Annotated in this window: 19 protein-coding genes; 11 read left to right on the forward strand and 8 right to left on the reverse strand. The window is 68.5% G+C overall.

Annotated features, from left to right (window positions below; all coding sequences use genetic code 11):
* Positions 1-337: 337 nt before the first annotated feature.
* Positions 338-544, forward strand: coding sequence for a hypothetical protein (locus tag H590_RS18930; RefSeq protein WP_154655319.1), 207 nt, complete (start codon positions 338-340; stop codon positions 542-544).
* A gap of 10 nt (positions 545-554) precedes the next feature.
* On the opposite strand, the gene H590_RS0109775 is transcribed toward H590_RS18930, so the two are convergent.
* From H590_RS0109775 to hemW, 4 genes are all read right to left on the reverse strand, one after another.
* Entirely contained in the window at positions 555-1,790 is a 1,236-nt protein-coding gene (locus H590_RS0109775) for a chymotrypsin family serine protease (RefSeq protein WP_028703409.1), read from the reverse strand.
* A 78-nt stretch (positions 1,791-1,868) separates the two neighbouring features.
* Positions 1,869-2,678 (reverse strand): inositol monophosphatase family protein, encoded by an 810-nt coding sequence (locus tag H590_RS0109780; RefSeq protein ID WP_015070130.1) that lies wholly within the window; start codon positions 2,676-2,678, stop codon positions 1,869-1,871.
* Complete coding sequence (locus tag H590_RS0109785; protein ID WP_028703410.1) at positions 2,675-3,532, reverse strand: DUF3097 domain-containing protein; 858 nt, start codon at positions 3,530-3,532, stop codon at positions 2,675-2,677. Before H590_RS0109785 ends, H590_RS0109780 begins: the two co-directional genes overlap by 4 nt.
* Positions 3,533-3,602: 70 nt before the next feature.
* The gene (gene hemW, locus H590_RS0109790) at positions 3,603-4,802 is read right to left on the reverse strand and encodes a radical SAM family heme chaperone HemW (RefSeq protein WP_051238455.1); all 1,200 of its coding nucleotides are present in this window, start codon (positions 4,800-4,802) and stop codon (positions 3,603-3,605) included.
* Between the two features lie 24 nt (positions 4,803-4,826).
* Here hemW and H590_RS0109795 point away from each other — a divergent pair, with 24 nt between their 5' ends.
* Genes H590_RS0109795 through H590_RS0109805 form a run of 3 tightly spaced genes read left to right on the forward strand, consistent with a single transcriptional unit; the run spans position 4,827 to position 7,941 of the window.
* Positions 4,827-6,122, forward strand: coding sequence for an ABC transporter substrate-binding protein (locus H590_RS0109795; protein ID WP_028703412.1), 1,296 nt, complete (start codon positions 4,827-4,829; stop codon positions 6,120-6,122).
* A complete protein-coding gene (locus tag H590_RS0109800) occupies positions 6,119-7,084 on the forward strand; it encodes a carbohydrate ABC transporter permease (protein ID WP_232020971.1) in 966 nt (321 codons plus the stop codon). Before H590_RS0109795 ends, H590_RS0109800 begins: the two co-directional genes overlap by 4 nt.
* Entirely contained in the window at positions 7,081-7,941 is an 861-nt protein-coding gene (locus H590_RS0109805; RefSeq protein WP_084149427.1) for a carbohydrate ABC transporter permease, read from the forward strand. Before H590_RS0109800 ends, H590_RS0109805 begins: the two co-directional genes overlap by 4 nt.
* A gap of 50 nt (positions 7,942-7,991) precedes the next feature.
* Here H590_RS0109805 and H590_RS0109810 read toward each other — a convergent pair whose 3' ends face one another.
* Entirely contained in the window at positions 7,992-8,564 is a 573-nt protein-coding gene (locus H590_RS0109810) for a dihydrofolate reductase family protein (protein WP_028703415.1), read from the reverse strand.
* A 131-nt stretch (positions 8,565-8,695) separates the two neighbouring features.
* Here H590_RS0109810 and H590_RS17370 point away from each other — a divergent pair, with 131 nt between their 5' ends.
* Genes H590_RS17370 through H590_RS16030 form a run of 3 tightly spaced genes read left to right on the forward strand, consistent with a single transcriptional unit; the run spans position 8,696 to position 11,852 of the window.
* Positions 8,696-9,346 (forward strand): TetR/AcrR family transcriptional regulator, encoded by a 651-nt coding sequence (locus H590_RS17370; protein ID WP_051238457.1) that lies wholly within the window; start codon positions 8,696-8,698, stop codon positions 9,344-9,346.
* Positions 9,343-10,248, forward strand: coding sequence for an ABC transporter ATP-binding protein (locus H590_RS0109820; RefSeq protein ID WP_028703416.1), 906 nt, complete (start codon positions 9,343-9,345; stop codon positions 10,246-10,248). Before H590_RS17370 ends, H590_RS0109820 begins: the two co-directional genes overlap by 4 nt.
* A complete protein-coding gene (locus tag H590_RS16030; protein WP_051238460.1) occupies positions 10,245-11,852 on the forward strand; it encodes an ABC transporter permease in 1,608 nt (535 codons plus the stop codon). Before H590_RS0109820 ends, H590_RS16030 begins: the two co-directional genes overlap by 4 nt.
* Positions 11,853-11,859: 7 nt before the next feature.
* Here H590_RS16030 and acs (H590_RS0109830) read toward each other — a convergent pair whose 3' ends face one another.
* Both acs (H590_RS0109830) and acs (H590_RS0109835) read right to left on the reverse strand, forming a co-directional pair.
* The gene (gene acs, locus H590_RS0109830) at positions 11,860-13,749 is read right to left on the reverse strand and encodes an acetate--CoA ligase (RefSeq protein WP_028703417.1); all 1,890 of its coding nucleotides are present in this window, start codon (positions 13,747-13,749) and stop codon (positions 11,860-11,862) included.
* A 119-nt stretch (positions 13,750-13,868) separates the two neighbouring features.
* The gene (gene acs, locus H590_RS0109835) at positions 13,869-15,761 is read right to left on the reverse strand and encodes an acetate--CoA ligase (RefSeq protein WP_028703418.1); all 1,893 of its coding nucleotides are present in this window, start codon (positions 15,759-15,761) and stop codon (positions 13,869-13,871) included.
* 229 nt (positions 15,762-15,990) lie between these two features.
* On the opposite strand from acs (H590_RS0109835), the gene H590_RS16035 reads away from it, so the two are divergent.
* Positions 15,991-16,545 (forward strand): rhomboid family intramembrane serine protease, encoded by a 555-nt coding sequence (locus tag H590_RS16035; protein WP_051238461.1) that lies wholly within the window; start codon positions 15,991-15,993, stop codon positions 16,543-16,545.
* On the forward strand, positions 16,542-17,531 hold the full coding sequence (locus tag H590_RS0109845; protein WP_036981908.1) for a 1,4-dihydroxy-2-naphthoyl-CoA synthase: 990 nt from the start codon (positions 16,542-16,544) through the stop codon (positions 17,529-17,531). The genes H590_RS16035 and H590_RS0109845 overlap by 4 nt, the downstream gene beginning before the upstream one ends.
* A 46-nt stretch (positions 17,532-17,577) precedes the next feature.
* Here the strand turns inward: H590_RS0109845 and H590_RS16040 are convergent, their stop codons facing one another.
* A complete protein-coding gene (locus tag H590_RS16040; RefSeq protein ID WP_051238463.1) occupies positions 17,578-17,880 on the reverse strand; it encodes a hypothetical protein in 303 nt (100 codons plus the stop codon).
* Between the two features lie 31 nt (positions 17,881-17,911).
* Here H590_RS16040 and H590_RS0109855 point away from each other — a divergent pair, with 31 nt between their 5' ends.
* On the forward strand, positions 17,912-19,117 hold the full coding sequence (locus tag H590_RS0109855) for an AMP-binding protein (protein WP_036981911.1): 1,206 nt from the start codon (positions 17,912-17,914) through the stop codon (positions 19,115-19,117).
* Positions 19,118-19,157: 40 nt separating this feature from the next.
* Positions 19,158-20,366, forward strand: coding sequence for an isochorismate synthase (locus H590_RS0109860; RefSeq protein ID WP_028703421.1), 1,209 nt, complete (start codon positions 19,158-19,160; stop codon positions 20,364-20,366).
* Positions 20,367-20,430 lie beyond the last annotated feature (64 nt).

Consider the following 20,430-nt stretch of genomic DNA (forward strand, 5'->3'; position numbering starts at 1 on the left):
ATCCCCCGGATCGCCGATCAGCTGGCGGCCCGGGGAATCACCCGGAAGAACCTGCTTCCGTTGAGCAGACGCTGATATTCAGGAGCTGCTGGACGATGGGGAAACCTGGGCAGGGGCATCCTGGCCCGGCCCGCCCGCGTAGCGCACGCGGTACCAGCTTCCATTGATGTCCACATACGATTCCACCGATGGGTCAACCTGGAAGCCCTTGGGCAACGCGACGTCCGTGCTGAGCGCCCTCATCCACACTTCAGTCGTCGTTGACGTGTCGTGAGGCCTGCCGACATCGATCCTCCCCGACTCAGTGTCAATATCGCAGTACCACGGCAGAGTCCCGATGAGTGTCTTCGCCTTGTCAAAGGTCAGTTTCGGCGCATCTTTCACCGCCTCCTTCGTGCAGGCCGGTGACGGGGCCGAGGCACTCGCAGAAGAAGAGCGTGATGCCGAGGACGGACGAGCAGGAGTCCCTTTGTCGCCGGTCCCGGCACAACCCGACGTCACAGTCAAGATAGCAACGGCTCCCAATATTATTTTCCGGCCATGAGACATGCCGGTCACCCCAGCGCCGCCGAAGAATTCCAGGCACGTAGACCCATGAGGTCCGTGCAGTAATAACTCATTCCCTTTGGCCAAGGCTTCGTCCCCTTGACGATCCCCGCCACAGTCATACCGTTGGAGTTCGCGTAGTAGCAGGTCCCTCCTGAATCCCCGCCTCTGAACCCACCCTTATCACGGGTACCGTGATACAACTCAATGAGATGGTTGCTCGTCACCCCATCCACGGTCAGGGACCGACCAGTGCTATTGACCTTGTACCTGCAGATCTGGCCGGACGTGCTCCCTGACGTGCACATCCCATTGCCGAGCGGAAGGGTCGCCCACCGCGCGGCCGTGATGGGATGGCTGTCTCCACTTGACAGCCCACCGCTGAAGACCCGCTTGGCGTAGCTCGATCCCTTGATGAGCTTCCAATCGCCATAGCGGTTGGCATTGCCGGGATAGGCCGTCGTGTACTGCGTGCCCACCACGGAACCGTTGTTGGTGAAGCTGCTCCCCGTGCAATGACCGGCCGTCATCAGCGTATGGACGCCCTTGACCGTGATCGGAATCCCCGATGAGCAGTAGGAATTGCTCCAGCTGAGCCGCCCGCCCATATACCACGGCGACGAATCCGCGAGCCGCGTCGCAGCATCCTGACCTTCGGCACTCGGACGATATGACACAGCGACCGGACTCGACGTCCCCTTCGAGGAGGACGGCACCGACGTCTTGGCTTGAACCCTCTGTGTCAGAGCCGCTTCCTTCACGTCCACCTCAAGTGAGCCGTCATAGATCACCGGTCCCCAACCGACCATGTTGTCGCCCAACCCGAGGCTGACCGCAAGTGTCCGACCCGTGGCTTCGAGATCAGCCAGGGAGTGCGGAACGATATGGGTCTCGATGACAGCCTTCGGATGTTGGGCGCCAATCGCCTTGATGCTCGCCGTCAGCTCCGGCGTGGGATCCGACAGGTAGACCGCGAGGCCCTCATAGTGAGAACAGAACGCCGTACCGGTCGCGTTCCCCGGATGGTCGGCAATCAGGGCCGCGAGATCCTCGCCCATCTCGGTCATGTCCATGGTCGCATCGCCCGTCCAGGTGACCTGCCCGTCGGCATCTCTCGCAATACATGTCTTGTCCGAGGGGGACGGGGACGGGCCAGCCTGGGCCGGCACAGACCCGGCGCCGAGCCCCGCAGCGACCAGTCCGAGAATGGCGAACGGTAGGACGATCCGCTTGTGAAACCTCATGACTCTCCTCTCTGAGAACTGAGTTGTCAGAACAGTAGAGCTGGTCCCCAGCGGCAGGAAGTCGCACAATGGCAACCGTTACCGAACCGTGACGCCGAGCCCTATCAGGGCGTCGGCGACCGCCCGGTACGCCGGCTCGTCGGAGGCCACGATCAACGGGTCGCGATGGAATTCCTTTACTCCGAAATCGTGGCCCGACAAGGTCCGCACGACCCCGCCGAGTTCCCGCAGCATCAATGCCCCGGACAGGTGGTCCCACGGATGGGAATGCAGATACACGGTGGCGTCCACGTCCCCGGTGAGCACTCGCGGGTAATCCACCCCGCAGCACCAGCGCGACCATCCCCAATCCAACCGCGGTCCCGAAACAGATTGCGGGGCCTGCTGAAAGGCCTCGTGGGTCGTCACCGCGATCACAGGATCCCCGGACGACGGCCGAGTGACCTTCTCACCGTCGCGCCAGGTACCGGCTCCCGCCTCGGCGATGTACATGTGCTCGTGCCGCGGCTGATAGATCCAGCCTCGCACCGTCACCCCGGCCCGCACCTCGGCCACCATGACGGCGTGGTCGTCGGACCCGTTGACGAAGTTGCGGGTGCCGTCGATAGGGTCGATAACCCAGGCCAAGGGCGCGTCGGGAAGGCCCGAGAGAACATCAGGGTCGGCGAAGACGGCCTCCTCCCCCACCGCGAGCCCGCCGCCGCGGCCCACCAGCTCGGCGCTCAGCGCCAGCTCGGCCTGCCGGTCGAAGTCGGTGACGAGGTCGCCGGGGTGGGTCTTCTCATGGACCTGGTCCGGATCCAGGTGGCGGAAGTGCGGCTCGACGATGCGCTCAGCCACTCCGCGGATGATCTGCGCCACCTCGTCTGTATCGAGTTCTGCGGTCATCCGGCGTCCTCCATGTGGTCGCAGGTGACGAAGTCGATGAGCCGCTCCATCTCGGTGTTGAAGCGCGGGTCCAGGTCGTGCCAGTCGCGCACCCGGGCCAGCATGGCCTGCCAGGCCTTGCCGACGTCGGACTGGCCCTCGTGGGGAAGCCCGAGCCTTTTCAGGGTGCCGAGCTTGAAGTCCTCGTCCATCGGCACCTCGGGCCAGGCCTTCCGCCCGATCCGCTCGGGCTTGATGGCCTGCCACACGTCGATGAATCGGTGGCCGGTGATCATGACGTAGTCGCCGTAGCCGCCCTTGGCGACCTGGGCGGCGACCCGCGACTCCTTGGTTCCGGCCACCAGGTGGTCGACGAGCACGCCGAGGCGGTGCCCGGGGCCGGGCCGGAACTCGGCGACGATACCCACCAGATCGTCCATGCCGCCCATGAACTCCACGACGACGCCGACGTGGCGAAGGTCATCCCCCCAGATCTTCTCGACCAGTTCGGCGTCGTGGCGTCCCTCGACGTAGATGCGGCTGGGCAGCGCCACCCTCGCGGCCTCGTGCTCGGGGCTGCTGAGGGAGCCCGACGCGGTGTGGGTGCGCCGGGCGGTGCCCTGGCGAGGGGGGATGCACAGGTTGACCGGTTCGCCGTCGATCCAGAATCCCGGGCCGCCCGGGAAGGCCCGCCGGGCGCCACGGCGGTCCTCCAGGATCACCAGACCGTTCTCCCAGCCGACCACGGCACCGACATATCCGGTGGAGGGGTCCTCGACGACCAGGTCCAGCTGGAGGGGCACGTCGGTGCTCCTGGGGCGTCCCTGCTGCTGCCAGCCCGGTTGCAGGACATCGGAACTGTATCGATCAGCCATGCACGCAACCTTAACGGCGCCCCCTGACATCACGAGCCGGGCCATGCGCGCCAGGCGGGCTCCTCGCCGCTCACACCAGCAGGTCGGTGATGATCCGGTCGGCCAGCAGGCGTCCCCTCAGGTTGAGTCGCAGCACCCCGTCGGACTCCTCCCCCAGCCCCTCGGCGGTCACCCGCCGGGCCCGGCCGAGCTCGTCGGCCCGCAGCTCGGCCAGCGGCAGCCCGTCGGCCAGCCGCAGCCTCAGCAGCACGGTCTCCTCGTGGTGCTCCTCGGGGCCCAGCACCTCCCCGTCGTCGACGGGCAGCTCCCCGTCGGCGCACAGTGCCGCGTAGCGCGCCGGATGCTTGACGTTCCACCAGCGGGCCCGGCCGAGGTGGGAGTGGGCCCCCGGACCGATCCCCCACCAGTCATGGCCCAGCCAGTAGGCCATGTTGTGCTCGGCCCGGTGCCGGTCGACCAGGCCGTCGGGGCCGGTGCTGGGCCTCGCCCAGTTGGACACCTCGTAGTTGACGAAGCCGGCCCCGGTGAGGATCTCCTCGCTGGCCAGGTACTTGTCGGCCAGGTCGTCCTCGTCTGTCATCGGCACCTCCCCGCGTCTGATCCGGGCCGCCAGCCGGGTGCCCTCCTCCACGATGAGGGAGTAGGCCGAGATGTGGTCGGGATCGGCCGACAGGGCGGTCCGCAGGCTGGTCCGCCACGACTCGAGGGTCTCCCCCGGGGTGCCGAAGATGAGGTCCAGGGAGATGTCGTCGAAGCCGCAGCGCCGCGCCAGCCGGGCCATCTCCACCGCCCGACCCGGGGTGTGGACGCGGTCCAGCAGCTTCAGGACCGCCCGGTCGGCCGACTGCATCCCCATCGAGAGCCGGTTGATCCCCGCCTCCAGCAGGCCGTCGAGGACCTCCTCGGAGAGGGTCTCGGGGTTGGCCTCGGTGGTCACCTCCGCGCCCGGAGCCAGCCCCCACACCTGTTGCACGTGGCGGACCAGACCGCCCAGCTGGTCGGGGGTGAGCATGGTCGGGGTTCCGCCCCCGAAGAACACCGTGGACGCCGGGCGGGCGTCGTGGCCGGCCAGCGCGGACGCAGCGGCCTCGATCTCGCCGTGCGCGGCGCGCAGATAACGCTGGCCGGCATCGGGCCCCTGACTGGCCAGAACATAGGTGTTGAAGTCGCAGTAGCCGCACCGGGAGGCGCAGAAGGGGACATGGATGTAGACGCTGAAGGGACGGTCGCCGGACCACTGGCCGGCCTCGTCCAGTGGGTGAAATGTCACCGTTGCGGTCCTAAGCTTCGAGTCATGAACTTCTCCCGACGTCACTTCATCACGGGCGCGACCGGTCTCGCCGCAGCTGCTGTCCTGTCCGCCTGCGGCTCGAACTCCGGTGGTGTGAGCACCGGATCGAATGCCAGTGCCTCCGGGGGTTCCGGCTCCGCAAAGCTCATCCAGTGGTACCACGAGTACGGCGAGAAGGGCGTCCAGGACGCCGTCAACCGCTACGCCAAGGCCTACAAGAATGCCGACGTGACGGTGAAGTGGAACCCCGGCACCGACTACATGACCCTGCTGGCCACCACCCTGCTGTCGGGCAACGGCGTCCCCGACGTCTTCGAGTCGGAGAACGGCGCCACCCTGGACATGATCCAGAAGGGCCAGGTCGTCGACCTCACCGACACCATCGGCGACTCCGCGAGCAAGTTCTCCAAGCCCGTCCTGGAGCGGATGACCTACCAGGGCAAGATCTACGCGGCCCCCCAGGTCGTCGACATGCAGATGCTCTACTACCGCAAGTCGGTGCTGGAGAAGGCCAAGGTGGAGCCGCCGAAGACCTTCGCCGATCTGTTGAAGGCCGCCAAGGCCGTGCGGACCAACACCATGGGCGGGTTCTTCGCCGGCAACGACGGCGGCCTGGGAGTGCTGGCCAACATGCTGGTCTGGAGCGCCGGCTTCGACCAGCTCAACAGCGACGACTCCGACCTGGGATTCATGGAGTCCAACTTCCTGGACGGCGTCAACGCCTACCGGGACTTCTACGCCTCCGGCGCCCTGCTCACCAGCGCCTCCAAGGACTGGTTCGACGGCTCCCCCTTCGTCAATGGGGAGACCGCGATGCAGTGGACCGGACTGTGGGCGCTGAACGACATCAAGAAGAAGTGGGGCGACGACTTCGGCGTCCTGCCCTTCCCGGCGATCGGCTCCACCGGCCGCCAGTCGGTGCCCTTCGGTGCCTACGGCTCCTGCGCCGCGGCCAAGGGTGCCAGTAACAATGTCAGCGGCGCCAAGGCCTTCATCAAGTGGCTGTGGGTCGACCAGACCGACAAGCAGATCGACTTCGCGAACTCCTACGGCACCCACATCCCGGCCCGCACCGACCTGGTGAGCCAAGCCTCCCAGATCGCCAGCGGGGCCGGCCGCGACGCGGCCGAGTTCGTCGACAAGCTGGGGCACGCCTCCGGTCTGCTGTGGACCAGCACCATCTCCGACGCCTTCAACGCCGCCCTCACCAATGTCGTCAAGAAGAAGGCCAACGCCAAGACGGAGTTCGCGGCCGTGCAGAAGACCGCCCAGAGCGAGCTGAAGCGCATCAAGAAGTGAGTATCGCACCAGCGGTCCCCACCGGGCAGACCGCCCGCCACAGGTCTTTGTGGGACCGGATCCGCGGACGGCAGGGGCGCAACCTGTGGTTCGCCGTCTTCGTCACCCCCTTCCTGGTGGGGCTGCTGGTGTTCGTCTACGTTCCGATCGTCTGGAGCGCCTATCTGTCCTTCTTCGACGCCCGGGCGACCATCCGGCCGACCCACTTCGTCGGACTGGCCAACTACCGGTACCTGCTGGCAGACCCGTTGTTCCGCGACTCGATGCTCACCTTCATCATCTTCGCGGTGGTCATCGTCCCGGTCACCTATGCCTGTTCGCTGGCCCTGGCGCTGGCCCTGGACAATGTGGGCCGACTGCGCGCCTTCTTCCGGTCGGTGTTCTTCATCCCCACCGCCTGCTCCTACGTGGTGGCCGCCATGGTCTGGCGGCTGTCCTTCTTCAACGGGGCGCGGTTCGGCCTCATCAACTCGGTGCTGGCGAGCCTGGGCCTGGGAACCGTCGACTGGCTCGGCGGCGCGAACTCCTGGTACTGGCTGGCGCTGGTCTCGCTGCGGTTGTGGCTGCAGGTCGGCTACTACATGATCCTGCTCATCGCCGGGCTCAACCAGATCCCGGTCGACACCTATGAGGCGGCCGCCATCGACGGGGCCTCCGGCTGGCGCAGGCTGCGCTACATCACCCTGCCGCAGCTGCGCTCGACGAGCAACGCGGTGCTCATGCTGCTGCTCATCGGGGCCTTCCAGGCCTTCGACGAGTTCTACAACATGCTGTCCACCGCCGGCTCCTACCCGCCGTACGCGCGGCCGCCGCTGCTGCACCTGTACATGATCAGCGTCGGCGGATCCCAGCAGGACCTGGGACTCGGCGGCGCCGGAACGATGATCCTCACCGCCGTCATCGTGGTCTTCGGACTCCTCCAGAACTGGTGGGTCACCCGCGCCGACAGGAGACAGTCATGAGCGAGTCGTCATCGGCCTCCCGGATGGTCCAGGGGAGAGTGGGCCGGATCACCCACGCCGTCAAGGTCGTCCTCCTGCTGGGGCTGTCGGTGGTCTTCCTGCTGCCCTTCTACGTCATCTTCCGCAACGCCTTCACCTCCGACGCCGGGTTCGTCTCCCCGCAGTGGCGCTGGATCCCCGACAATCTCAACCCGTCGGTGATCACCGGCCTGTTCTCCGACTCGGACCTGGGCCTGGCCAGCGCGATGATGCACTCCGCCGTGCAGTCGGTGGGCCAGACGGTGCTCACCGTCATCGTGAGCTTCATGGCCGGCTACGGGCTGGCCAGGTTCACCAACCGGGCCGCCGGGGTGATCCTCAAGCTCACCATCCTCACCCTGATGGTGCCGGCCGCGGTGACCTTCGTGCCGAGCTTCATCATGACCAGCGAGTTCGGCTGGATCGACTCCTACCGGGGCCTCATCATCCCGGTGATGTTCTCGGCCTTCGCCACCTACCTGTTCCGCCAGTCCCTGCTCGGCTTCCCCAAGGAGCTCGAGGAGGCCGCCGAGCTGGACGGCGCCAACCCGTGGACGGTGATGTGGCGAGTGGTGCTTCCCAACTCGATGGGGATCGTCGCCGCCGTGTTCACCATCACCTTCATCGGCGCATGGAACGCCTTCCTGTGGCCGCTGCTGGTGGCCCGCGACAACACCCGGACCATCCAGCTCACGCTGAGCCGGTTCATGACCAGCCAGGGGGTCGACTACGCCCAGCTGTTCGCCGGGGCCCTGGTGGCCATCATCCCGGTGGTGATCGTCTTCCTCTTCCTGCAGCGCTACCTCGCTCAGGCGGTGACCACCTCGGGGCTGGACTGACCGGCACTGGACCTGACCCGGCTCGGGTCCGACTGACCCGGCCGCGGGGCTCAGTCGGCCGACCGGACGTACTCCTCGATCGCCACACCGGACCCGAAGGTCCGGCAGCCGACCAGATCGAAGCGGATCATCGTCGGGTCGGCGGGGCCGAACAGCCGGATCCCGTCCCCGAGCACGATCGGGTTGCGCTTGAGGATGAGCCGGTCGATCTCGGGCAGCAGGGAGCCGGCGAGGGTCCCTCCCCCGCACAGATAGATCCCCAGTCCCGGTTGCTCCTTGAGCTGGCGGACGGTGGCCAGCGGGTCGGCAGTGAAGGTCACCCCCTCGGGTGCCGGTTTGCCGGACCGGGTGGCGACGTACTCCGCCAGGTGGGAGTAGGGCCGGGTGATCCCCTCGCGCAGTGCGATGTCGTAGCTGGCGCGGCCCTGGATCACCGTGTCGAAGCGGTCTCCCGCGGCGCTGAGCCCCAGGGCCGACAGGACGTGGGCCGGTATCGCGTCGGAGAACTCCGAGACCATGGTGGCCACGTGGTCCCCCTCCAGCGGAAAGGCGTCGTAGCTGCCGTCGGGTGCGGCGATGTAGCCGTCGATCGAGACCGCGACGTAGTAGACGAGTTCGCGCATGACACTCCCATCGTCGGTGATGTGTGCTGCTGGATCGTCCAGGGTACTTGACAGACCTTGAACGCGCGTTCAGCATATTGAACGTGAGTTCAACACCAGCGGAGCACGTGAGTTCAACATCGGGAGAGCACGTGAGTTCCACACCTGAGGACCTGCTGCCCAGTGCGCGCATCCGCCTGGCGGCTCTGGAACTGTTCGGCAGCCAGGGCTTCGACAGGACGACGGTGCGTCAGATCGCCGCCCTCGCCGGCGTCTCCCCCGGCCTCGTGATCCACCACTTCGGCAGCAAGCACGACCTGCGGCTGGCCTGCGACGCCTACGCCTGCCAGCTGTTCGACGACGAACGGGTCTTCCTCAAGGACTCCGGCCCGATGCCCAGCCTGGAGAGCTGGGTGCACGACCACCCTGACCTGCAGCCGGTGATGACCTATCTCGTGCAGTGCCTGCGCGGCGGTGGGGAGATGGCCGACCGGGCCTACCAGCTGCTCTGCTCGGTCAGCGAGGACCTGCTCACCGAGGCGGAGAGTCAGGGTCTGGTCCGGCTGCCCGCCGACCGGGAGGCGGCGATCGCCCTGCTGGCCACCTGGAGCGCCGGCCTGCAGATCCTCAGCGACCTGTTCGCCCGCCGTCTGGGCGGCCGGCACCTCACCGATCCCGAGGTGATGCGCCGCTACGCCGTCGCCGCCACTGAACTGCTCAGCAACGGCGTGCTCTCGCCCTCCTACACCGAGACCCTCCGACGGGTCATCGAACCCTCCGACGATCAGGAGTCACGATCATGACTGAACCAGCGATCCGTACCGAGGGGCTGGTCAAGACCTTCGGGCCGGTGCGGGCCCTCGACGGCCTCGACCTCACCGTCCCCACCGGATCGGTCCGGGGATTCCTCGGACCCAACGGGGCCGGGAAGTCCACCACCATCCGCGTCCTGCTGGGCCTGCTGCGCGCCGACTCGGGGACCGTGCGACTGCTGGGCGGGGACCCCTGGTCCCAGGCCCCCGCGCTGCACCGCCGGCTGGCCTATGTGCCCGGCGAGGTGAACCTGTGGCCCAATCTCACCGGCGGGGAGGCCATCGACCTGCTGGGCAGGGCCCGCGGGGGGATCGACGCCGCCCGGCGCGACGCGCTCATCGAGCAGTTCGCCCTGGATCCGCGACGTCGCACCCGCGCCTATTCCAAGGGCAACCGGCAGAAGGTCGCACTCATCGCAGCCCTGGCCAGCGACGCCGAACTGCTCCTCCTCGACGAGCCGACATCGGGCCTCGACCCGCTGATGGAGCGGGTCTTCACCGACCTGATCCGCCAGGAGTCCGGCCAGGGACGCACCGTCCTGCTGTCCAGCCACATCCTCTCGGAGGTCGAGAAGCTGTGCGACTCGGTCTCGATCATCCGCGCCGGGCGCATCGTCGAGACCGGCACCCTGGCCCAGTTGCGCCACCTCCACAGCCTCGAGGTGGTCGCCGAGCTGGCCACCCCGCCCGCCGGTCTGGACCGGCTGTCCGGACTGCACGACCTGTCGGTGGAGGGCACCACCGTGCGCGCCCATGTGGACGCCGACGGCCTGGACGACCTGCTGACCGCGCTGACCCGGTGCGGGGTGCGGTCCCTCACCTCGACTCCCCCGAGTCTGGAGGAGCTCTTCCTCAGCCACTACTCCGATCCCACCGAGGAGGTCTCGCGATGACCACTCTCACCGGGACCGGCCTGTGCCTGCGGGCCGCACTGAGACGGGACCGCCTGTTCTGGTTGTGCTGGATCGTGGTGCTGGCATTGATGCCGGCCTTCACCGCGATGAAGTACGACGAGCTCATCCCGGCCGGCAGCGACCCGCGCCTCACGCTGGCTCCGCTGGCCGCCAACCCGGCGATGCAGGCCCTTCTCGGGCCGGCCTTCGACATCTACACCAAGGGCGGGTTCACCTTCTGGCGGGCCGGCGGGTTCACCGCCATCTTCGCCGGGATGATGACCGGTTTCGCGATCATCCGGTCGACCCGCGCCGAGGAGGAGGCCGGCCGCCTCGAGCTCGTCCGGGCCGGGGCGATCGGACGCCACGCGCCCCTGGTGGCGGCCCTCCTGGAGTCCCTGCTGGGTGCGGTGGCCGCCGGAGTGGTCACCGCCGCGGCCTGCATGGCCGCCGGACTGGGGACCCGCGGGTCGCTGGCCGGCGGGCTGGCCCTGACCTGCTGCGGCCTGGTGATGGCCGGCGCGGGCGCCGTGATCGGCCAGGTCTTCGAGAGTGCCAGGACCGCCAGGGCCTGGACCGTCGGCATCGTGTTCGGCGGGATGTTCCTGATCCGGATGATGATCGACGGGGCCGGGACGGACTCGGGCCGGGCCTGGCTGCGCTGGGCCGTTCCCCTGGAGTGGGGACTGTTGATCCGTCCCTGGGCCGGGGAACGGTGGTGGGTGGCGGCACTGCCTCTCGCCCTCTTCCTGGCCCTGTCCCTGCTGGCCCTGAGGCTGGAGTCTGTCCGCGACCACGGCGCCGGGCTGAGGGCGTCGCGGCCGGGCCGGGCGCGGGCCTCCGTGCTGCTCTCGGGCCCCTTCGGGCTGGCCTGGAGGTTGCAGCGCAACGGCCTGATCGGCTGGGCCATCGGCCTGCTGGTGGGTGCCGCCGGCACCGGCTCGATCGTCAGCCAGACCGGGGCCTCCCTGGCGAGGAACCCGCAGTTGGCCGAGTATCTCGACCGGATGGGCGGATCCCACGACTTCGAGGTGTCCTCCTACGTCGCGATGCTCACCATTCTTGCCGGTATCGCCGGGGTGATGGCCGCCGTCCTCATCGGCAGCCTGCACCGGGAGGAGGCCAACGGCCACCTGGAGTCGCTGCTGGCGACCTCGGTGAGCCGCTGGCGGGCGGCCGCCTCCCATCTGGTGTGGGCGCTGGCGGCACCGGTGGTCCTGATGGTCGGCGTCGGGGCGCTGCTCCCGCTGTCCCAGGCCCGCTCCGACGGCGACTACTCGCTGATCGGCCAGTACGCCCGCTCGGCGGCCGCCCTGGCACCCGGGATGCTGCTGATCTGCGGGATCGCGATGGCCCTGCTGGGGTGGCTCCCCCGGCTGTTCAACCTGGTGTGGGTGGTGATCGGCTGGACCCTGTTCACCACCTGGTTCGCCGCACTCATCAACCTGCCGGCGAGCGTGGCGAGGGTCCAGCCCTGGGGATACCTGTCCTTCCTGCCCCGCGACACGATGGACTGGACCCCCTTCCTGGTGGAGACGGGGATCGCTGTGGTGCTCGTCGGCGTCGGCCTGATCGGCTACCGCCGACGAGACATCACGGCGTGATCGCGTCTCAGCCGTTCTCCAGGGTGGACAGGTCCCCCTCGTCCTCGCCCAGGGCCCGGGCCCTCAGGACCCGGCGCATGATCTTGCCCGACCGGGTCTTGGGCAGCTTGTCGACGAACTCGACGACATCGGGCTTGGCGATCGGCGAGAGGGTCTGGGAGACGTGCTGGCGGATGTCGCCGACCAGCTCGTTGGACCCCTCGTAGCCGGTGTTGAGCACCGCCAGGACGTGGATGGCGTTGCCCTTGACCTCGTGCGGCAGGCCGATCGCCGCGCACTCGGCGACCGCCGGGTGGGAGTTGACCGCCGCCTCCACCTCGGCGGTGCCGATCCGGTGTCCCGAGACCTTGATGACGTCGTCGGTGCGTCCGATGATCCAGACGTAGCCGTCCTCGTCGATCCGCGCCGAGTCGCCGGTGAGATAGACCCCGGGATACTTCGTCCAGTAGGTCTCGACGTACCGATCGGGCTCCTTGAACAGGGTGCGCAGCATCGAGGGCCAGGGGTTCTTGAGGACCAGGAAGCCGTCGGTGCCGGCGGGCACCTCGTGTCCGGCCTCGTCGAGGACCGCCACCGCCTGGCCGGGGATCGGCCGACCCGCCGAACCGGGCTTCTTCGGCATCGCCGGCAGGCTTGTGATCTGCATCGCCCCGGTCTCGGTCTGCCACCAGTTGTCGATGACGGCGCAGCGCTTCTGGCCCACCACCTCGTGGAACCAGCGCCAGGCCTCCGGGTTGAGGGGTTCGCCGGCGCTCACCAGGATCCGCAGGGTCGACAGGTCGTGCTTGGTGACCCAGGCGTCGCCGAACCTCATGAGGGTGCGGATCGCGGTGGGGGCGGTGAACATCCCGTTGATCCCGTAGTGCTCGACCAGCTGCCACCACACGTCGGGGTAGGGGTAGACCGGGCTCCCCTCGGCCATGAAGGTCGTGGCGCCGCGGATCAGCGGGGCGTAGATGACGTAGGAGGTGCCGGTGATCCAGCCCGGGTCGGCGGTGCACCACCAGCGGTCGGCCTCGTGGATGTCCAGGCAGTTCTTCATCGTGGAGGACAGGTGCACCTGGTAGCCGCCGTGGGTGTGCACCGCGGCCTTGGGCTTTCCGGTCGACCCGGAGGTGTAGAGGATGAACAGCGGGTCCTCGGCGTCCACCTGGACGGTCGGGCAGTGGCCCTGGGCGATCGGCAGCCGGGCCAGCTCGTGGTACCAGTGGTCCCGGGTGGGATCCATCGTCACCTCGGAGGCGGTGTTGCGCACCACGATGACGTTCTCGACGGTGGGCGAGAAGCGCACGGCGTCGTCGACGATCTTCTTCATCGGGAAGACCGATCCGTTGATCCAGGAGCCGTCGACGGTGATGACGACCCGGGACTCCGAGTCGTCGATCCGGGCGTTGAGGGCCTCCGAGGAGTAGCCGGCGAAGACCACCGAGTGGATCGCGCCGATCTTGGCGCAGGCCAGCATGGCGAAGTAGATCTCGGGGATCCGCGGCAGGTAGATCGTCACGACGTCGCCCTTGGTGACGCCCATCGACAGCAGGATGTTGGCCATCTGCTCGACCTCGCGGTTGAGCGAGAAGTAGGAGAAGGTCCGCACCTTCGAGGTGTCCTCCCCCACCCAGATCAGGGCCAGCTTGTTGCGCCGGGCGGTGGACAGGTGCCGGTCGATCGCATTGGTGACGATATTGGTGCGCGCCCCGGTGAACCACTTGTAGAACGGCGCCCCGGAGTCGTCGAGCACCTTGTCCCAGGGCTGGGACCACTCAAGCTCCCCGGCCTCCTTCTCCCAGAAGGCGATCGGGTCGGCCGCGGCACTGGCCAGCAGACCCTCCCAGTCCTGGACATTGGCCTGGTCGAGCACCTCCTGGGGTGCCGGAACCAGGGCATTCTCGTCGGGCATTGATCCTCCTTGATCGAAACTGCGGTGAGAGTGATGACGGGATGAGGACCGGCCGGGCGAGACGCCGCCCCGCCGGACATCGCTGCGATCGGGATCGCGGCGAGGAACTGCGCGGCCGGTCAGCTGTTCTCGAGGGTGGACAGGTCCCCCTCATCCTGGCCGAGCGCCCGGGCACGCAGGATGCGGCGCATGATCTTGCCCGAGCGGGTCTTGGGGAGCTTCTCCGGGAAGTCGAAGGAGTCCGGCTTGGCGATCGGCGAGAGGGTCTCGGCGACGTGGTTGCGCAGGTCCTCCTCCAGCTCCCTGCTGGGCTGGACGCCGTTGGCCAGGATCACCGAGCAGTGGATCGCGTTGCCCTTGACCTCGTGGGGAAGGCCGATCGCGGCGGCCTCCACGACGGCCGGGTGGGAGACCAGGGCGGACTCCACCTCCGCGGTGCCCAGCCGGTGTCCCGAGACCTTGATGACGTCGTCGGTGCGCCCGATCACCCAGATGTAGCCGTCCTCGTCGATCCTGGCCGAGTCGCCGGTGAGATAGACCCCGGGGTACTTCTCCCAGTAGGCCTGCCGGTAGCGGTCCGGATCCTTGAACAGGGTGCGCATCATCGCGGGCCAGGGATTCTTGAGGACCAGGAATCCCTCGGTGCCGACCGGCACCTCGTGGCCCGCCTCGTCGAGGATGGCGGCCTGCTGGCCGAACACCGGGCGGCCCGCCGAACCGGGCTTCTGGGGCATCGAGGGGACGGTGGTGATCTGGAACATCCCGGTCTCGGTCTGCCACCAGGTGTCGATGATCGGGCAGCGGCCGCCGCCGACGACGCGGTGGAACCAGCGCCAGGCCTCGGGTTTGATGGGTTCGCCCACCGAGCCGAGCAGCCGCAGGGTCGACAGGTCGTGCTTGGTGACCCAGGCGTCGCCGAACCGCATGAGGGTGCGGATCGCCGTCGGGGCGGTGTAGAAGCTGGTGATCCCGTAGTGCTCGACCAGCTGCCACCAGATGTCGGGATAGGGGTAGGTGGGGTTGCCCTCGAACATGAAGGCGGTGGCCCCGTTGAGCAGCGGCCCGTACACCAGGTAGGAGTGACCGGTGATCCAGCCCGGGTCGGCGGTGCACCACCAGCGGTCCTCCGGCTTCATGTCGAAGGAGTCCTTCAGAGTGGTGTAGGTGCCCACCTGGTAGCCGCCGTGGGTGTGCAGGATGGCCTTGGGCTTTCCGGTCGAGCCGGAGGTGTAGAGGATGAACAGCGGGTCCTCGGCGTCCAGCTGGACGGTCGGGCAGTGTCCCTTGGCGATCGGCAGCCGGGCCAGCTCGTGGTACCAGTGGTCGCGGACGGTGTCCATCGTCACCTCGGTGCCGGTGTTGCGCACCACGACGACGTTCTCGACGCTGGGCGAGTACCGCACCGCGTCGTCGACGATCTTCTTGAGCGGGAAGACCTTCCCGTTGACCCAGGAGCCGTCGGCGGTGATGACCAGTTTCGACTCGGAGTCGTCGATCCTGGTGCTCAGCGCATCGGCGGAGTAGCCGGCGAAGATCACCGAGTGGACGGCCCCGATCTTGGCGCAGGCCAGCATCGCGAAGAAGATCTCGGGGATCCGCGGCAGGTAGATCGTCACCACATCGCCCTTGCCGACACCCATCGACAACAGGATGTTGGCCATCTGCTCGACCTCTCGGTTGAGCGAGAAGTAGGAGAAGGTCCGCACCTTCGAGGTGTCCTCACCGACCCAGATCAGCGCCAGCTTGTTGCGGGTCGCCGAGCTGAGGTGCCGGTCGACCGCATTGGTGACGATGTTGGTGCGCGCCCCGGTGAACCACTTGTAGAACGGTGCCGCCGAGTCGTCGAGCACCTTGTCCCAGGGTTTCGACCACTCGAGCTCGGAGGCCTGGTCGGCCCAGTAGGCCTGCGGATCGGCGGCCGCACGGGCCTCGACGGCCCTCCAGTCCTTCACCCTTGCCCGGTCGACGATCTCGGCGGGGGGCTCGAAGACATCCTGGTGATCTGTCGTCATGTGGTCCTCCTCGACCGGGCATCGTCTGCCTGTGAATGACAGCTCTGAGGTAACCACAGTTCGGGCCGGGTGCTGCCCGAATTGACCAAAGACGTTCGCCATCGGCGTGACGGTGCGCGACGCCCGCCCGACTTGGTCGGGCACGGACACTGGAGACATGAGTCAACTGCAGCCGCGAGCGCCCAGACTGCCCACCACGAGCAACCCCGCGGGACGATCCGCGGCGGTGATGGCGGGGGTGGTCGCGGTGATGTGGCTGCTGGAGATCATCGACGCCGCCACCGGCGGGGCGCTGGACACCCTGGGGATCCACGCCCGGACGGTGGACGGGCTGTGGCAGATCTTCACCGCTCCCTGGCTGCACCACGGCTGGGCCCACCTGGCCGGCAACACGATTCCGCTGCTGGTGCTGGGGTGGCTGGTCCTGATGGACTCCACCCGCACCTGGCTGGTGTCGGCCCTCATCGTCACGGTGAGCTCCGGGCTGTTCGCCTGGGTCGCCTCGCCGAGCGGCAGCGTCACCCTGGGGGCCTCCGGGGTGGTCTTCGGATGGCTGACCTTCCTGCTGGTCAAGGGCATCTTCACCCGCGACATCGGCGACATCGTGCTGGCCGTCATCGTGCTGTTCGTCTACGGCGGGGTGCTGTGGGGGATCCTGCCGACCGCCTCGGGGGTGTCCTGGCAGGCCCATCTGGGTGGGGCGGCCGGCGGCGTCCTGGCGGCCTGGTTGCTGACCCTCACCGAACGCGAGCAGCGCAGCCGGATGATAGCTTCGCGGCCGTGAGCAGCCTGCCCTTCGTCTCCGACACCTTCGACCCCCAGCGGTGGCGCGAGATCGCCCTTCCCGGCGATCCGCTGACCGACATGACCTATCACCGGTTGATCTCGCGGGGGCCCGACGACGGCGCCCCCCGCGGCGAGGACCTGCCGGTGGTGAGGATCGCCCTGGACCGGCCGGGGATCCGCAACGCCTTCCGCCCGCACACCGTCGACGAGCTGTACCGCACCCTGGACGACGCCCGGTGCTCGGCCGACGTCGCCGCGGTGATCCTCACCGGCAACGGCCCCTCGGCGGCCGACGGCGGATACTCCTTCTGCTCGGGCGGGGACCAGCGGATCCGCGGCGCGGCCGGCTACCAGTACGAGACCGATGAGGCGGCCGGGGACGAGGCCCTGTCCACCGATGCCCGGCACCAGAGGCTCGCCAAGGGGCGTCTGGGCCGGCTCCACATCCTGGAGGTGCAGCGGTTGATGCGCGCCACCCCCAAGCCGATCATCGCCGCGATCCCGGGCTGGACCACCGGTGGCGGCCACTCCCTGATGGTGGTCGCCGACCTGGCCGTCGCCAGTCTGGAGCACGCCCGCTTCAAGCAGGTCGACGCCAACGTCGGGTCCTTCGACGCCGGCTACGGGTCGGCCCTGCTGGCCCGTCAGATCGGCGACAAGAGGGCTCGCGAGATCTTCTTCCTGGCCGACACCTACGACGCCGCCCAGGCCGAGCGGTGGGGGGTCGTCAACCGCGCGGTGCCGCACGCCGAGCTGGAGACCACCGCCATCGAGATGGGACTGAGCGTCTCCCGGCGCTCCCCCCAGGCGATCCGGATGCTCAAGTACGCCTTCAACATGGTCGACGACGGGATCGCCGGCCAGCAGGCCTTCGCCGGGGAGGCGACCCGGCTGGCGTACATGACCGAGGAGGCCCAGGAGGGTCGCGACGCCTTCCTGGAGCATCGCGCCCCCGACTGGTCGTCCTACCCCTACTACTACTGAGCTGGCGGGGACTCCGTCCCGATCGAACCAGCGGTCCGCAGAGCGACTACTCGCACCGGCAGACGGAGGTGTCGAGGCCGCCATGCCACAGCGCCCAGATCTGATCGGCGATGGAGGTGTATCTGTCCTCGGGTCCCGCGATCTGGTCATCGAACCACGTCACGAAGACCTGGTGGACCAGTGATCGAGTGTCTGCGGCGTCCTGGGCATCGGGCAGGCGATCGATGATCTCGTCGGCCTCACTGTCGTACTCGTCGACGTGCGGTTCGACGACGATGCCGATGGGATCGGCGTCGAAGAGAATCCGCGACACCCGCGCTGCCAGCTCCCGGCGACAAGGCCCGTCCATGGGCCCAGCCTGCCATCTGTGCGAGGATCTCATGGTGAATCTGCTGTCGAATGCCCGGGTGGTGCGGGTCGAGCGCACCGTCGAAGACGTCTCCTGGCTGATGGGCCGCCTGACGGCTGTCCTGGACGGCACGACCCGGTCGGTCCTGGTGCCGGTCGGCGGCGATGAGATGCCGCCGGCGGTCGTCACCGATCTGGAGACGCGCGCGGCCCGTGACCTGGACGACGTCCGGCTCATCGTGCGCACCTCGGGGTCGACCACCGGACACGGGCGTCTCGTCGGGTTGTCGGCGGCCCAACTCACCGCCTCGATCGGTGCCACCGACGACCGGATCGGCGGACCGGGCACCTGGGTGCTGGCCCTGCCTCCCCACCACATCGCCGGCCTCCAGGTGGTGGCCCGCTCGGTACTGGCGGGCACCACTCCGCAGGTGCTCACCGGCTCCTTCGACCCCGAGTCCCTGGCAGCAGGGGTCGATCACGCACTGTCCCGCGACCCGCACGGCCGGGTCCACGTCTCCCTGGTGCCCACCCAGCTGGTCGACGCGCTGGCCTCGCCGCGGTGCCTTGAGGCACTCGCGCAGTGCACCTCGGTGCTGGTCGGTGGCGCCGCCGCCGGCCCCGAGCTCCTCTCCCGGGCCCGGCAGGCCGGAATCGGTGTGCGGGTGACCTACGGCATGAGCGAGACCTGCGGCGGATGCGTCTATGACGGTCTTCCGCTGGAGGGGGTCCGGGTGGAGATCGACCAGGAGCACCGGGTGCGGCTCGGCGGCCCGATGGTGATGAGCGGCTACCTGGACGCTGATCTGGGGATCGGGGAGCGGGACGGGACCCGCTGGTTGACCACCAGCGACCTCGGCCACCTGGATGCCGGCGCACTGGTCATCGACGGCCGGGCCGATGACGTCATCGTCACCGGTGGCCTCAAGGTCAACGCCTCCGAGGTGGCCCAGGCCGTCCGCGACACCGGGATGGTGAGCCGGGCGGCGGTGCTCGGTCTGGACGACGAGCGCTGGGGGCAGCTGGTGACCGCTGTGGTGGTCCCCTCCCCCAGCTGGACCTCGGCCCCCCAGCTGCGCGAGGCGGTCGCCTCCCGACTGCCCAGAAGCCATGCACCGCGGATGGTGGTGACCGCCGAGGATGTGCCCATGCTGGCCTCCGGGAAGGTCGACCGGATCGGGCTGCGGGAACTGGCCGAGAGGGCCCGCGACGAGGGCCGGGCGTGGAGCCGGGACTGAGAACCTAGAATCTGCACACGTGCCCGCCACCCAGACATCAGTGCTTCTCAGCACGGAGCTGCCCGACTCCCGGTTCCTCGCCGAGGTGCCCGGCGCGGACTGGCTGTCGGCCGTCGCGCCGCTGCTGCCCGCCTCCGTCGAGCGGCCCTGGGTGTGGGTCTCCCCCCAGGCCGATGCGGCCCCGGCGGTGCTCGGCTGGGGTGAGGCGGCACGATTCAGTGCGAGCGGACACCAGGGGGTCCAGCACGCCTGGCAGGAGTTCAGCCGATGGGCCCGACAGGTCGGCGCCGATCCCCTGGCCCTGGGATCCTTCCCCTTCTCCCGTCGCCAGCAGGGCGACCTGGTGGTGCCCGCCGTCACCGTTCTGAGGAGGGCCCCCGGCCGGCCGACCGAGGTGATCGCGGCACCCGGGACAGCGATGCCGATCCCCTCGCCGATCGCCCCGGCGGCCTCCCTCACCCTCACCGAGACGCCCCGGCCGGGAGCTGAGCAGGCCTGGCTGCGGGCCGTGCAGGCCGCCATCGGCAGTCTCACCCTGGACTCGCGGATCCAGAAGGTGGTGCTGGCCCGCGCCGTGGAGCTGTCAGCCTCCCGGCCGGTGCGTCAGCTTGCGGTGGCCGCCGCCCTGGCCGCGCGGTTCCCCGGCTGCTGGACCTACGCCCATGACGGGCTGGTGGGCGCCACCCCGGAGCTGCTGGTCGACCTGCGCGGCGGCCGGTTCCGGTGCCGGGTGCTGGCCGGAACCCGCAAGCCGGCCTGGTCCGAGGAGTTGCTGAGCGATCCCAAGGAGCAGCGCGAGCACGCTCTGGCGGTGGCCTCGGTCACCTCGGCGCTGGCGGGCGACGGTATCGAGCCGCTGGTCGACGGGCCCTTCCTGCTGAAGCTGCCCAATGTCACCCATCTGGCCACCGACATCACCGCCGAGGTGGGTGGTCGGGCCAGCGCCGCCCGGATCGTCGACGACCTGCACCCCACCGCCGCGGTGTGCGGCACCCCCCGCGAGGAGGCCTACCGGATCATCGGGCGGGTCGAGGACCTGGACCGCGGCCGGTTCTCCGGCCCGGTCGGATGGATGTCGGCCGACGGCTCGGGACAGTGGGGCATCGGTCTGCGCTGCGGACAGTTCGCCCCCGGCTCCCGGCAGGTCCGGGTGTTCGCCGGGGCCGGCATCATGCCCTCCTCCGATCCGGCCAAGGAGTGGCTGGAGACCGGAGCCAAGATGGAGGCCTTCCTCTCGGTCCTGAACTGAACCGAGCTGACTGACCGACCTGGCTGAACCGAGCTGGCTGTACCGAGTTGACTGACGGGACCTC

It is taken from the genome of Acidipropionibacterium jensenii DSM 20535 (assembly GCF_000425285.1).
Lineage (GTDB): Bacteria > Actinomycetota > Actinomycetes > Propionibacteriales > Propionibacteriaceae > Acidipropionibacterium > Acidipropionibacterium jensenii.